This window comes from Pseudorhodobacter ferrugineus DSM 5888, assembly GCF_000420745.1.
GTDB classification, from domain to species: Bacteria; Pseudomonadota; Alphaproteobacteria; order Rhodobacterales; family Rhodobacteraceae; genus Pseudorhodobacter; species Pseudorhodobacter ferrugineus.
This window is the reverse complement of the sequence record NZ_ATVN01000014.1, coordinates 90,763-103,322: the sequence shown is the minus strand read 5'-3', so window position 1 is coordinate 103,322 and position 12,560 is coordinate 90,763. Positions and strand designations below refer to the sequence as shown.

At 58.3% G+C, this 12,560-nt stretch carries 15 protein-coding genes; 10 read left to right on the top strand and 5 right to left on the bottom strand.

All coding sequences use genetic code 11. The features are described from left to right. Together G560_RS20705 and G560_RS20030 are read left to right on the top strand one after the other, a co-directional pair. Window positions 1–313, top strand: a 313-nt coding sequence (locus tag G560_RS20705; RefSeq protein ID WP_155947277.1) for an IS5 family transposase, incomplete at its 5' end; no start/stop codon positions are given. An 80-nt stretch (window positions 314–393) separates the two neighbouring features. Continuing rightward, entirely contained in the window at window positions 394–1,371 is a 978-nt protein-coding gene (locus G560_RS20030; RefSeq protein ID WP_162140866.1) for a Hint domain-containing protein, read from the top strand. 225 nt (window positions 1,372–1,596) lie between these two features. On the opposite strand, the gene G560_RS19305 is transcribed toward G560_RS20030, so the two are convergent. The 5 genes from G560_RS19305 to G560_RS0113240 form a co-directional block, all read right to left on the bottom strand. Further along, window positions 1,597–2,139 (bottom strand): helix-turn-helix transcriptional regulator, encoded by a 543-nt coding sequence (locus G560_RS19305; protein ID WP_022704794.1) that lies wholly within the window; start codon window positions 2,137–2,139, stop codon window positions 1,597–1,599. Next, the gene (locus tag G560_RS0113255) at window positions 2,117–2,680 is read right to left on the bottom strand and encodes a cytochrome b/b6 domain-containing protein (protein ID WP_022704793.1); all 564 of its coding nucleotides are present in this window, start codon (window positions 2,678–2,680) and stop codon (window positions 2,117–2,119) included. Before G560_RS0113255 ends, G560_RS19305 begins: the two co-directional genes overlap by 23 nt. Window positions 2,681–2,701: 21 nt before the next feature. Next, the gene (locus G560_RS0113250; RefSeq protein WP_022704792.1) at window positions 2,702–2,959 is read right to left on the bottom strand and encodes a PepSY domain-containing protein; all 258 of its coding nucleotides are present in this window, start codon (window positions 2,957–2,959) and stop codon (window positions 2,702–2,704) included. 139 nt (window positions 2,960–3,098) lie between these two features. Further along, window positions 3,099–3,551, bottom strand: coding sequence for a heme-degrading domain-containing protein (locus G560_RS0113245; protein WP_022704791.1), 453 nt, complete (start codon window positions 3,549–3,551; stop codon window positions 3,099–3,101). A gap of 18 nt (window positions 3,552–3,569) precedes the next feature. Beyond that, window positions 3,570–4,202 carry a TetR/AcrR family transcriptional regulator gene (locus G560_RS0113240; protein WP_022704790.1) on the bottom strand — a complete coding sequence of 211 codons (633 nt, stop codon included), beginning with the start codon at window positions 4,200–4,202 and terminating at the stop codon, window positions 3,570–3,572. A 127-nt stretch (window positions 4,203–4,329) separates the two neighbouring features. Here G560_RS0113240 and G560_RS0113235 point away from each other — a divergent pair, with 127 nt between their 5' ends. The 8 genes from G560_RS0113235 to G560_RS0113200 all read left to right on the top strand — a co-directional run bounded on the left by G560_RS0113235 (window position 4,330) and on the right by G560_RS0113200 (window position 12,489). Further along, a complete protein-coding gene (locus G560_RS0113235; protein WP_028914078.1) occupies window positions 4,330–5,580 on the top strand; it encodes a Zn-dependent hydrolase in 1,251 nt (416 codons plus the stop codon). A 74-nt stretch (window positions 5,581–5,654) separates the two neighbouring features. Further along, window positions 5,655–5,858 (top strand): hypothetical protein, encoded by a 204-nt coding sequence (locus tag G560_RS0113230; RefSeq protein ID WP_155947275.1) that lies wholly within the window; start codon window positions 5,655–5,657, stop codon window positions 5,856–5,858. A 39-nt stretch (window positions 5,859–5,897) separates the two neighbouring features. Further along, on the top strand, window positions 5,898–7,349 hold the full coding sequence (gene hydA / locus G560_RS0113225; RefSeq protein ID WP_022704787.1) for a dihydropyrimidinase: 1,452 nt from the start codon (window positions 5,898–5,900) through the stop codon (window positions 7,347–7,349). 46 nt (window positions 7,350–7,395) lie between these two features. Further along, window positions 7,396–8,178: an ABC transporter ATP-binding protein gene (locus tag G560_RS0113220; protein ID WP_022704786.1), complete on the top strand. Its 783-nt coding sequence runs from the start codon at window positions 7,396–7,398 to the stop codon at window positions 8,176–8,178. Window positions 8,179–8,208: 30 nt separating this feature from the next. After that, complete coding sequence (locus G560_RS0113215; protein WP_022704785.1) at window positions 8,209–9,102, top strand: ABC transporter permease; 894 nt, start codon at window positions 8,209–8,211, stop codon at window positions 9,100–9,102. After that, window positions 9,099–10,040: an ABC transporter permease gene (locus G560_RS0113210; protein WP_081647659.1), complete on the top strand. Its 942-nt coding sequence runs from the start codon at window positions 9,099–9,101 to the stop codon at window positions 10,038–10,040. Before G560_RS0113215 ends, G560_RS0113210 begins: the two co-directional genes overlap by 4 nt. Before the next feature lie 23 nt (window positions 10,041–10,063). Next, a complete protein-coding gene (locus G560_RS0113205) occupies window positions 10,064–11,047 on the top strand; it encodes an ABC transporter substrate-binding protein (protein ID WP_022704783.1) in 984 nt (327 codons plus the stop codon). Window positions 11,048–11,190: 143 nt separating this feature from the next. Continuing rightward, window positions 11,191–12,489, top strand: a complete 1,299-nt coding sequence (locus G560_RS0113200) for a short-chain fatty acyl-CoA regulator family protein (protein WP_028914076.1) — start codon at window positions 11,191–11,193, stop codon at window positions 12,487–12,489. The last annotated feature ends 71 nt before the right edge of the window (window positions 12,490–12,560 follow it).

Sequence of the window (12,560 nt, the reverse complement as noted above, 5' to 3'; positions counted from 1 at the left end):
CGACTACACTGGCGCCATGGCTTTGCTGAGCAGTTTGCCAAATGCAGAATGGCTGCTTGCAGATCGAGGCTATGATGCCGACTGGTTCCGCGAAGCCTTGTCAGAAAGGGGTACAAGGCCCTGTATCCCAGGTCGCAAATCACGCAACAAGACCATTCGATACGACAAGCGCCGTTACAAACGCCGCAACCGCATCGAAAGAATGTTTGGCAGGCTCAAAGATTGGCGACGCGTCGCAACCCGCTATGACCGCTGTCCAAAGGTATTCCTGTCAGCAATTGCACTCGCTGCAACCGTCATATTCTGGTTATGAGTCCTGAACCTAGTCATAAACGCAACGCCGTATTTTTGCGTCGCTGTAATTGTATCTTGATGGCCGTAAAGGGTGCGCAAATGCCGATCTATTCCTTTCATACCTTTTCAAACACCCAGTTGGGACGTGCCAGCGGGGCCATTGGTACGGGAACATTCACGGTTTCCGGCGTGCCACAGGTTATGCAGGTTCTGGACGATGACGCGGTGTTTGATGATGAAGCGAATGGTAGCGGCCAGACGGTAGATACATCACAGCAAACCCTCGCGGCGGCCTTTGGGCCTGCAGGTGCGGGGCAGGTGGTGCAATCGGTTTACCGCTATACAATCACCAACAATACGACGGGCCAAACAGGAACTGCCTTTTTGATCCGGATCTATTCAGGCACCAACCCTGCATCGCCCGGCGGTCAGGTTGGCGACTATTACAACAGCTTTTCCATTGGCGTTTCGGCAGGGGATTCCATCACGCTGAGTGCGGGCAACTTTGTCGGGCAGACGCCGTATTCTAACCTGTTTGTTTGCTTTACCGCGGGGACATGGATCATGACCAACCGCGGTGAGGTGTTGATTGATGATTTGCGCGAAGGCGATGGGATCGTTACGCGCGATAACGGGGTGCAGCCGCTGCGCTGGATCGGGCGGCGGGTGGTGCCAGCGCGCGGGGCGCAAGCGCCTGTGCATATCGCACAGGATGTGCTGGGCAATCACCGCGCTTTGTCGGTATTACCGAACCACCGTATGCTGATCGAGGCGGCATCGGCCGATTTGTATTTTGCGGAACGCGAAGTGTTCGTTGCGGCCAAGCATTTGGTCGGATCGGCAGGTATTGTGCAGAGGGCGGGCGGCTTTGTCAGCTATCAGCATATGCTGTTTGACCGCCACGAAGTGGTATTTGCCAATGGCACGCCGAGCGAAAGCTTTTTTCTTGGAAAATCGGCACTTAACAGCCTTAAAAACCGCGGTTCAGGCCGAGGTTTACGGGCTATTCCCAGAGCTGCGCGCAACAAAAAGACGCGCGTTTCAGGCTACCGCGCGGTTATGTTTGACGAAAGCTGAGGCCGGTGTTCTGTCGCATTTGATGGACTGAGCCGGACGCTTATTCGACTGCCAGCAAGATCAGGTAAGGAACGCCGACAATCATGCCCATAACAAGGGTGAGGCTGCGTGTAAGACCCTTGAACATGGTGTATCCTTTGCAAAAAAGTACAGGCGGCGCCTGCACACATGAAACTTTATTTAGGTGCCATCCGCCACAGGGCAAGGCCCTAAGCGCAAAGAAATTTAAAGGGACGCTGAACGTTTTGCGACGCTAAGGCCGGAAATAAGCTCTTCGACCATAACAGAGATAAGTTCGGTGCGGCTGGAGACCCCTGTCTTGCGGTAAATTGCAGCGCTTTGGGCCTTTATTGTCCCATCGCGCGTGTTGCGCAGGGCCGCAATTTCGGAAATCGACAGGCCCTTTATCAGAAAAAGAGCAACATCGCGTTCAGCAGGGGTGAGCGCCCAGCTGTCGAAATGCTGTTCGATCACCTCTTGAAACGCGCCGGAGGCGACGTTGAGTTCGCGTTCCACTTTGGTATTGCGGCGCAAAAGGCTTCGGTATTCGCGCAGGGATAAAAAGGCGCCGATAGCAAGGCCCAAGACGGCCAAAGCCTCGAACGCGCCATAGCTGTCAAATTCTTTCCATTCTGAGATGACGTCAATGACAAACACCACTCCGCATCCGACCTGTAGGGCCGCCGCGATCAGGAACAGAGTGCGGCGGACGGTGACGGGGTTTGTGCCCAGGCTTGTCTTTGGGTCAGTGGTGTTGGGATGGATCATCCAAGGTCTTTCTGCCGGTCAGCATTGCACGCACAAGGTTTTCCGAATGGTGGTAGCTGGCATGGAGGACGCCGCCAAGATGAAAAGCCACTAGGACAAGCAGACCATCAACCAAGGTCTTATGGGTGTTTTCTACCCAAGACTGGCCAAAATACCGATCCATCCCCATCATATACCCCGTGGCACCGACTGCGCCAAGGGTCACCAGCAAAGCCACGATCATCGCAGCACCTGCGGGGTTATGCCCAAGGTAACGCCGTTCGCGGCCAGCCACAATATCGCGCAGATAGGCAATCAGGCGCGCAGGTCCGGGGATAAAGCTGGCAAAGCGGGCGTGGTGGCTGCCGGTCACGCCCCAGATCAGGCGAAAACCGATCAGGACAAGAACCGCATAGCCAAGGTAGCGGTGAATTTTGCGGAAATCTTCGGTCAGATAAGCGGCGGCGACCATCGCCACCAAGGACCAGTGAAAAAGGCGCACCCCGAGGTCCCAGACCTGAACCGTTTTCGTGGGTGCGTCAACGTCAGATGTGGGTGTCATGATGCGCCCCTTTTTGTTTGATTATGCGTCGATGCGGTCCAGCTCGGCCCCAGTGTTGGGGTCAAAGAACACTTCCATCTTGGTGTCGTTCAGCGTGCCGTAGATTTCATAGCAGCCGCCATCGTTAATCTTAAAGGCAAGGACTTTGCCGCTTTCGGCCTCGAACGCCTGGATCGATTCCCAGACGGGTTTCAGGTCGGTGCCGGGGGTGCAGGAGGGTTCGGCGAAGGCGGGGGCTGCAAAGGTTGCGAAAGCGGCGGTCAAAAGAAGGTTTTTCATGGTGTGATCCTATGGGTTAGCGCCCCGACCCAGTGTCAGGGGGTAGGGAAGTGCTACCGGGAATCGGGTGGCGGGGGCTATTGTCCAAAGGCTTGTTTCGGGGGTTTAGGCCAAAAGTTTACGGCGTGTTTTCGCTGGTTTAGAGGCAAAGCGCCTGCGTGAGCGCCGCCACGACCAGCGCGTGGTCGTCAACTTGCGGCAGGCCCGACACGGTGACGGCGGCGATGACGGGTCCTCCTGCAAGGCGGATGGGAAAGCTGCCGCCGTGGGCCGCATAATCGGCATCAGGCAGGCCGTCATTGGCAAAGGTTTTGCCCCGCGCGCGCATGGTTTCGCCAAGGTGCAGCGAGGACATATGATAGTGCAGCACCGCATTGGATTTGCGCTGCGCCCAGAGGTCATTGAGCGGCGTGGCACCGGGCAAGGCCGCGTGAAACAAGGTGTGGTTGGGCGTGCGGATATTAATGAGAATGGGCAGGTTATCTTTGCGGCCCCTGTCCAGCAAGATCAGGCCAAGGTTGATCGCGTCATTAGCCCCGAAACGGGGCCAGACAAGGCGGGTTTCCTGATCGCGGAGGATTTCGATTTCCATTTCGGGCCTTTTTGCGGTTCAAGCGGCACCAATGCCGCGCAGGATGATGGTTTTGATATTGTCAGAGGCCAGTTTCCAATCGGCATCTGACAAAGGCGCGCCGTTGTTCAGGGTTTCGACCTGATGGCCGAAATCGGCGTAATGCTGGGTGGTGGCCCAGAGCATATAGAGCAAATGGCGCGGGTCGATCGGGGCCATTTGGCCCGCGTCAATCCAGCCTTGGATCGCGGCGATGCGCCCGTTGGTCCAGTCGCGCAAGGTGCCTTCCAGATAGTCTTGGATTACAGGTGCGCCGTGCATCACCTCGGATGCCCACACCTTTGATCCGTGCGGATGGTGGCGTGAGATATTCATTTTGGCGTCAATATAGGCGCCGATCCCTGTGGCGGGGTCGGGGGCATTGTCAAAACTGTCGGCGGCATGGAGCCAGATTTCAAAGATATCCTGGACCACGCGGCGGTAGAGTTCCTCTTTGGTGGTGAAATAATAGTGCAGGTTGGCCTTGGGCAGGCCCGCAACATCTGCGATCAATTGCATGGTCGCCCCGCCAAATCCAGCCTCGGCAAAAACCTTTTCTGCGGCCGACAAGATCAAACGCTCATTTTCGCGGCGGGTTTCTTCGCGTTTTGAGGGGCGGGGGTCTTGTGTCATGCGGGCCGATCCGAATTTTCTTGACCGCTTGGTCAGCTTGTGTTGCGCTGTTGCAAAAGCATAGGGCGGCGAGGAGACTCGCGGCAAGGGGTTTTAAGGCCCCGTCTGACAAGTGGGAGTGATGGACATGGCGGCACCAGCAGCAAATCTGCGGATCAATGGAGAACGGTTGTGGGACAGTCTGATGGAGATGGCACAGATCGGCCCGGGGATTGCGGGGGGCAACAACCGCCAGACGCTGACCGATGATGATGCCAAGGGTCGCGCGCTGTTTGCCGAGTGGTGCAAAGCGGCAGGCATGGCGATGGGTGTCGATACGATGGGCACGATGTTTGCCACGCGGGCGGGGACGGATGCCGATGCCCTGCCGGTTTACATGGGCAGCCATTTGGACACGCAGCCCACGGGCGGTAAATATGACGGTGTGCTGGGTGTGTTGGGCGCGCTGGAGGTGGTGCGGTCGATGAATGACGCAGGCATCAAGACCAAGCATCCGATTGTGGTGACCAATTGGACGAATGAGGAAGGCACCCGCTTTGCGCCTGCGATGCTGGCCAGTGGCGTGTTTGCGGGGATGCACAGCCAAGATTATGCCTATAGCCGCAAGGATGCCGAGGGTAAAAGTTTTGGCGATGAATTGGCGCGGATTGGGTGGGTTGGCGACGAGGTGGTCGGTGCGCGCAAGATGCATGCGATGATCGAGCTGCACATTGAGCAGGGGCCGATCTTGGAGGCTGAGGGCCGTGATGTCGGCGTGGTGACACATGGGCAAGGGCTGTGGTGGTTGCAGATTACCTTGACGGGTAAGGATGCGCATACTGGGTCTACGCCGATGGCGATGCGTGTGAATGCGGGGCTGGGCATGGCGCGGATTACTGAACGGGTGCATCAGATAGCGATGAGCCACCAACCCGGTGCGGTGGGGGCTGTGGGGCATGCGAATGTGTACCCGAATTCAAGGAATGTTATTCCCGGCAAGGCGGTTTTCACGGTGGATATCCGCACCCCCGATCAGGGAAAGCTGGACGCGATGAAGGCCGAAGTGACGCGCGCGGCCCATGCGGTGGCGGCGGAACTTGGCCTTGGCATCGAGATTGAGGATGTCGGCCATTTCGACCCTGTGACCTTTGACGCTGGGCTGGTTAGCGTGGTCCGCGAGGCGGCCGAGCGGTTGGGGTATAGCCATATGGATATCATTTCAGGCGCGGGGCACGATGCCTGCTGGATCAACCGCGTGGCGCCGACGGTGATGATTATGTGCCCTTGTGTGGACGGGCTTTCGCATAATGAAGCCGAAGAGATTTCGCCGGAATGGGCGGCGGCGGGGACGGATGTGATGTTCCACACGGTGCTGGACGTGGCCGGGGTGGTGGCGTGAAAGCCTTAGCCGTGATCTGTGCCGGAGTTACGCTTGCTGCCTGTGGTGGAGGATCTGACCGGGTGGCTGTGCCAATGGCCGGACCTGTTGGTGTGCAAGGTCAAGCCACCGACTTTTCCGTCGCCAGCCGTGAGGCTCGGGCAGAGTTTGCGGGGTTGGTGCCGGATGGGGTGCGGCCTTCGGCCCTAAGGTTGGGCAATGACAATTGCTATTACTATGTGGCGGGCGCGACGATTGACCCGCTGACCGCAAATAATGGTGGGCAGATTTGCCTTTAAATCCAGCCAGATAAACATATTTCAAGACGGAGATAGCGCATGACCACAGTGATCAAGAACGGCACGGTTTTGACCCATGATCTGACCTATAAGGCAGATGTGTTGATTGAGGGCGGCCGGATTGCGGCGATTGGGCCGAACCTGTCGGGCGATACCGTGCTGGATGCGACTGGGTGTTTCATTATGCCGGGCGGGATTGATCCGCACACGCATTTGGAAATGCCGTTTATGGGGACCTATTCGTCGGATGATTTTGAATCTGGCACGCGGGCGGCCCTTGCGGGTGGCACGACGATGGTGATCGACTTTGCGCTGCCTGCGCCGGGGCAGGGTTTGCTGGACGCTTTGGAGATGTGGCACAATAAATCTGGCCGCGCGAATTGCGATTATTCCTATCATATGGCGGTGACGTGGTGGGGGGAAAAGGTCTTTGACGACATGGCAAAGGTGGTGGACAAAGGCATCACCAGCTTCAAACACTTCCTTGCCTATAAAGGCGCGTTGATGGTGAATGATGACGAGCTGTATTCCAGTTTCCAGCGGGTGGCCGATTTGGGCGCGATTGCGATGGTACATGCTGAAAACGGCGATGTGGTGGCGGAATTATCGGCCAAACTGCTGGCCGCTGGCAATACGGGGCCAGAGGCGCACGCCTATTCCCGCCCGCCGCAAGTGGAAGGCGAGGCAACCAACCGCGCGATCATGATTGCCGATATGGCCGGGGCACCTTTGTATGTGGTGCATACGTCTTGTGAGGATAGCCATGAAGCCATTCGGCGCGCGCGTCAGCAGGGTAAGCGCGTGTGGGGCGAGCCGTTGATCCAGCATTTGACGCTGGATGAGAGTGAGTATTTCAACGCCGATTGGGACCATGCAGCGCGGCGGGTCATGTCGCCGCCGTTCCGCAACAAGCAGCACCAGGATAGCCTTTGGGCTGGGTTGGCCAGTGGGTCGTTGTCGGTTGTGGCGACGGATCATTGTGCGTTTACCACGGCGCAAAAACGCTTTGGCGTAGGGGATTTTACCAAGATCCCCAATGGCACAGGGGGCCTTGAGGACCGGATGCCGATGCTGTGGACCAATGGGGTGAACACGGGCCGGATAACGATGAACGAGTTTGTCGCCGTGACCTCGACCAATGTGGCCAAGATTTTCGGGATGTATCCGAAGAAGGGGGCTGTTGCTGTTGGGTCGGATGCCGATTTGGTGGTGTGGGATCCGTTGAAGGAAAAGGTGATTGGCGCGGCCCATCAGCAATCTGCCATTGATTACAATGTGTTTGAGGGTAAGGCTGTGAAGGGCTTGCCGAGGTTCACGCTGACGCGGGGGCAAGTGGCGGTGCATGATGGGGACATCCGTTGCCAAGAAGGCCACGGCGAATTCGTGGCGCGCGAGCCGAATGGCGCGGTGAACCGGGCGTTGAGCACGTGGAAAGAGTTGACAGCACCGCGGCCTGTGCAGCGGTCCGGCATTCCGGCGAGTGGGGTGTGATGGCACGCGTGGGTTTGGGACGAAGTTTTAGGGATATGGGCGATTTATGACGGCAGCAGTGATTGAGGCCAAAGGCGTTGGCCTGACATTCCAAACCAATGGCGGGCCGGTGCATGCGCTTTCAGGCGTGGATTTGGTGATTGAGAAGGGGGACTTCGTATCCTTCATCGGGCCGTCGGGCTGCGGCAAGACCACGTTTTTGCGCTGTATGGCGGCGTTGGAGACTCCGACCGAGGGCAGTTTGACCGTAAATGGGATGAGCGCGGAAGCCGCACGGCAGGCGCGGGCTTATGGCTATGTATTTCAGGCGGCGGGTCTGTACCCTTGGCGAACCATCGGTGGGAATATTCGGTTGCCGTTGGAGATTATGGGGTTTTCCAAAGCCGAACAGGCGGAGCGTGTTGCGCGGGTTTTGGAGCTGGTCGAGCTGAGTAAGTTTGAAAACAGTTTCCCGTGGCAATTGTCGGGCGGGATGCAGCAACGGGCCAGCATTGCACGGGCGTTAAGCTTTGACGCGGATATATTGTTGATGGATGAGCCGTTTGGTGCGTTGGATGAGATCGTGCGCGACCATTTGAACGAGCAGTTGCTGGCGCTCTGGGCGCGGACCGAGAAAACGATTTGTTTCGTCACACACTCGATTCCCGAGGCTGTGTATTTGAGCACAAAGATTGTGGTGATGAGCCCGAGACCGGGGCGGATTGCAGAAGTGATCGAGAGCCCTTTGCCGCGTGAGCGCCCATTGGACATTCGCGACACGCCGGAATTTATTGAGATTGCGCATCGCGTCAGGGATGGCTTGCGGGCGGGGCATTCTTATGAGGATTAAGTTTGTGGAACCGGGTGCGGGGGTGGGGGCATGAAGTCCTTTGGGCCTGTATTGGTGGTGGTTGGCTGTATTCTGGCGCTGTGGTACGGCGCTGCGGTTTTGATGAATGCGCAATGGGAGCGAGATCAGGCGGGCCGTGCGGGTGAGGCGATTGGTTGGGCGCAGATTGTGCCGAAAACTATGGCGCAAGAGCGGCCTGTGTTGCCGGCGCCGCACCAAGTGGCGGCGGAGTTTTGGGCGCTGACATGGGGTGAGGAGGTTGGCGGGCGGCGCGGGATTGTGCAGTCGGGCAGCCTGTCGAACCGTGGGTTGGTATTGCATGCTTGGGTTACGTTTTCGGCCACGATGCTGGGGTTTGCCATCGGGTCGGGTTTTGGGATTTTGCTGGCCGTTGGGATTGTGCACAACCGCGCGATGGATGCATCGGTGATGCCTTGGGCGATTGCGAGCCAGACCATTCCGATTGTGGCGATTGCGCCGATGATCATTGTGGTTTTGAATTCGGTCGGGGTGGCGGGGTTGATCCCCAAGGCGATTATTGCGGCGTATTTAAGCTTTTTCCCTGTGGTGGTGGGCATGGTGAAAGGGTTGCGCAGCCCTGACGGAATGCAGTTGGATTTGCTGCGCACCTATAATGCCAGTGCAGCGCAGGGGTTGTGGAACCTGCGTTTGCCGGCCTCGATGCCCTATTTGTTTGCTTCGCTGAAAGTGGGGGTGGCGGCGTCGTTTGTGGGCACGATTGTGGCAGAACTGCCGTTGGGCGGGGCCGGGTTGGGCACGCGCTTGTTGGCGGGGTCTTATTACGGGCAGACCATTCAGATTTGGGCGACTTTGGTGATGGCATCGCTGTTGGCTGCGGGGTTGGTGGCCGTGGTGGGGAGCATTCAATCGCGGGTGTTGGCGCGGATGGGGATGGGCGCATGAGCCGGTCAGCGAAGATAACGCGCAAAGGGGCTGGGGTGCTGTTTGGCCTTGATGGGTTGGTTGCGCTGATCGCTGGGGTCGTGGTGGTTCTGGCATGGGATTGGCGCGTGACGGTGCTGCTGGGTGTGTGGCTGGGCGCGTGGTTGGTGAATAACGGCTTGTCGCAGTTGGGCGGGCCGTGGCGGATGCGGTTGGTGCCGGTGATTTTTGGGCTGACGCTGTTGGTGTTGTGGGAAATGACGGTGACGCTGTTTGCCGTGCCATCTGTCATTTTGCCGGGGCCCTTGGCGATTGCCGCACGGTTTGGCAGCAGTTTGGATGTGCTGTGGGGCGATTTTGTGCAGACCTTTGTAAAAGGTGCACTGTCGGGCTTTGTGATGGGCTGTGGGGCGGCGGTGCTGACAGCGGTGGTGGTGGACCGATCGCCGTTTTTGCAGCGCGGGCTGTTGCCGGTGGGTAATTTCGTGGCGGCCTTGCCTGTGGTCGGCATCGCGCCGATTTTGGTGATGTGGTTCGGGTTTGACTGGCAATCCAAGGCGGCGGTGGTTGTGGTGATGGTGTTTTTCCCCGTGCTGGTGAACACGGTTGCGGGCTTGCGCGCCACGGATGTGATGCAACGTGATCTAATGGCGACCTATTCGGCGAGTTACTGGCAAGGGTTGTTCAAGCTGCGTCTGCCTGCGGCGATGCCATTCATGTTTAACGGGCTTAAGATTGCGACCACTTTGGCGATGATTGGCGCGATTGTTGCCGAATTTTTCGGCAGCCCGACGCAGGGCATGGGGTTTCGCATCAGCACCGAGGTCGGGCGGCTTGGGCTTGATATGGTTTGGGCCGAGATTGCGGTGGCGGCGATGGCGGGATCGGCGTTTTACGGTGTCGTGGCTTTGATAGAAAAACGGGTGACATTTTGGCACCCTTCACAGAGAGGCCGATAATCGGCCCAACACGGGAGAGTACTATGAAGAAAATCTTTGCGGGTACGATTGCGGCAACGCTGATGAGCAGCGCGGCATGGGCGGCGGATGATGTGACATTGCAGTTGAAATGGGTCACGCAGGCGCAGTTTGGCGGCTATTACGTGGCGCTGGAAAAAGGGTTTTATGAGGAAGAAGGCCTGAACGTCACGATTAAACCGGGTGGCCCCGATGTGGCCCCTGTGCAGGTGTTGATGGGCGGCGGCGCGGATGTGATGGTCGACTGGATGCCATCGGCGCTGGCTGCACGCGAGCAAGGCGCGCCTGTGGTCAACATCGCGCAGCCGTTCAAATCGAGCGGTATGATGCTGACCTGTTTGAAAGAAACCGGCATCACGTCGCCCGACGATTTCAAGGGCAAGACGCTGGGCGTTTGGTTCTTTGGTAATGAATACCCGTTCCTGAGCTGGATGAGCACATTGGGCATCCCGACCACAGGCGGCGCGGACGGGGTTGAGGTGTTAAAGCAAGGCTTTAACGTCGATCCGTTGTTGCAAAAGCAAGCCGCCTGCATTTCGACCATGACCTATAATGAATATTGGCAGGTGATTGATGCGGGGATTGCTGCCGATGATCTGGTGACCTTCAAGTATGAGGATCAAGGCGTGGCGACGCTGGAAGACGGGCTTTATGTGCTGGAGGCCAATCTGGCCGATCCTTCGTTTGAGGATAAGATGGTGCGCTTTGTGCGGGCCTCGATGAAGGGTTGGAAATACGCCGAGGAAAATTCGGACGAGGCCGCGATGATGGTTTTGGAGAATGACGAGACGGGCGCGCAAACCGAAAGCCACCAAAAGCGGATGATGGCCGAAGTGGCCAAGCTGACCGCAGGGTCGAATGGCGCGCTGGACATGGCCGATTATGACCGCACGGTGGCGACTTTGCTGGGTGGCGGGTCGGACCCGGTGATTTCCAAGGCACCAGAAGGGGCCTATACGACGGCGATCACGGACAAGGCGCTGAACTAAGGCGTTTGCCACGACTGAAATGGGGGCGTGCCGTTGGGTCGGCGCGCCCCTTTTATTGTTGCGCAGGCTGGCGTTGGTGATTTTACAGGCTTTGTAAATTGACACGGGTGGTGTAAATTTATTGTGATTGAAGGAATTTACACATGGCGCTTACAGGTTTGACAGGCAGTCGGGTACGCGAAAGGCGTTTGGCTGCGGGGATTGCACAGGCCGATCTTGCGCGGGCTGTGGGAATCTCGGCATCCTATTTAAATCTTATCGAGCATAATCGGCGGCGGATTGGGGATGCCGTGCTGGCGAAACTCGCCGCGGCTTTGGGCATTGATGCGGTGGTTCTGGCCGAAGGGGCGGTCGGAGGGGCAGCGCAGGATATGCGGGCGGCCGCGATGATCGGCGTTGGCACGGAGGCCGAAGTGGACAAGCTGGATGAATTTCTGGGCCGCTTTCCGGGTTGGGCCGAGTTGTTGGCCGAACAATACCGCCGCATCGGGCACTTGGAACGGATGGTGGCTGCGTTGAATGACCGGATCAGCCATGACCCGCATTTGTCGCTGGCACTGCATGAGGTATTATCGGCAGTAAGTTCGGTAAGGTCCACGGCAGCGATTTTGGCCGAGACTGAAGATATCGAGCCGGAATGGCGCGCGCTGTTTCATGGCAATTTGCACGTAGACAGCGAGCGGTTGGCAGTAGGGGCCGAGGCACTTGTGGCCTATCTCGATGGGTCCGACCAAGCAGAGGACACAGGCGCTGCGGCCCCGCAAGAAGAGTTGGAGGTTTGGCTTGCAGCGCATGATTGGCATTTTGACGCGTTAGAGGCAGGCGGCGGTGGCCCCGAGGCGCTGGCGGGCGAGGTGGCGGGGATAGCATCGGCTGCGGCGCGGTCTTTGGCGCGCGACTGGGTGCGCCAAGCGGCCGAGGACGCCAAAGCGCTGCCACTGGCGGCGTTTGAGGCGGCTTTGGCCAAGGACCCGAAAGGTGACCCGCTGCAACTGGCACGGGCCTTTGGCTGCGATGCGCTGCGGGTGTTTCGCAGGCTTGCGTTTCGCAAAGGCGCGACGATGGGTTTGGTGATTTGTGACGGGGCGGGGGCCTTGACCCTGCGTAGGCCGATTGAGGGATTCGCGCTGCCACGACACGGGGCGGCCTGCCCGTTGTGGCCCTTGTATTCGGCGCTGTCGCGGCCATCGCAACCAGTTGCCGCCGTGGTGGAAATGCCGGGGCTGACGCGGCAGCATTTCCAGACGCGGGCGTTTTGTGATGTGTCCTATCCCCAGGGATTCGCGGGGCCCGAGGTGCGGCATGCAGCGATGTTGATTGCGCATTATCCGGTTGTGGGTATCGGCGAAGCCTTTGTTCCGGTCGGCAGTTCATGCCGGATTTGCGCGCGTGGGGCCTGTGTGGCGCGGCGCGAGCCGTCGATCATTGCCGAAGTTTTGTAAACGGTTTTGACAGGCAGGTCGGAACCCGCAATAGTCAAAGGATGGACATGGGGTCAGCGGAAGGTCGGGAG

What these genes read in the sequence shown, in the direction of transcription:
- G560_RS0113215 (WP_022704785.1), top strand. Translation starts at nt 8,209, where the DNA reads ATGAAGTCCTTTGGGCCTGTATTGGTGGTGGTTGGCTGTATTCTGGCG.
- G560_RS0113235 (WP_028914078.1), top strand. Translation starts at nt 4,330, where the DNA reads ATGGCGGCACCAGCAGCAAATCTGCGGATCAATGGAGAACGGTTGTGG.
- hydA (WP_022704787.1), top strand. Translation starts at nt 5,898, where the DNA reads ATGACCACAGTGATCAAGAACGGCACGGTTTTGACCCATGATCTGACC.
- G560_RS0113255 (WP_022704793.1), bottom strand. Translation starts at nt 2,680, where the DNA reads ATGACACCCACATCTGACGTTGACGCACCCACGAAAACGGTTCAGGTC.
- G560_RS0113200 (WP_028914076.1), top strand. Translation starts at nt 11,191, where the DNA reads ATGGCGCTTACAGGTTTGACAGGCAGTCGGGTACGCGAAAGGCGTTTG.
- G560_RS0113240 (WP_022704790.1), bottom strand. Translation starts at nt 4,202, where the DNA reads ATGACACAAGACCCCCGCCCCTCAAAACGCGAAGAAACCCGCCGCGAA.
- G560_RS19305 (WP_022704794.1), bottom strand. Translation starts at nt 2,139, where the DNA reads ATGATCCATCCCAACACCACTGACCCAAAGACAAGCCTGGGCACAAAC.
- G560_RS20030 (WP_162140866.1), top strand. Translation starts at nt 394, where the DNA reads ATGCCGATCTATTCCTTTCATACCTTTTCAAACACCCAGTTGGGACGT.
- G560_RS0113220 (WP_022704786.1), top strand. Translation starts at nt 7,396, where the DNA reads ATGACGGCAGCAGTGATTGAGGCCAAAGGCGTTGGCCTGACATTCCAA.
- G560_RS0113230 (WP_155947275.1), top strand. Translation starts at nt 5,655, where the DNA reads ATGGCCGGACCTGTTGGTGTGCAAGGTCAAGCCACCGACTTTTCCGTC.
- G560_RS0113245 (WP_022704791.1), bottom strand. Translation starts at nt 3,551, where the DNA reads ATGGAAATCGAAATCCTCCGCGATCAGGAAACCCGCCTTGTCTGGCCC.
- G560_RS0113205 (WP_022704783.1), top strand. Translation starts at nt 10,064, where the DNA reads ATGAAGAAAATCTTTGCGGGTACGATTGCGGCAACGCTGATGAGCAGC.
- G560_RS0113250 (WP_022704792.1), bottom strand. Translation starts at nt 2,959, where the DNA reads ATGAAAAACCTTCTTTTGACCGCCGCTTTCGCAACCTTTGCAGCCCCC.
- G560_RS0113210 (WP_081647659.1), top strand. Translation starts at nt 9,099, where the DNA reads ATGAGCCGGTCAGCGAAGATAACGCGCAAAGGGGCTGGGGTGCTGTTT.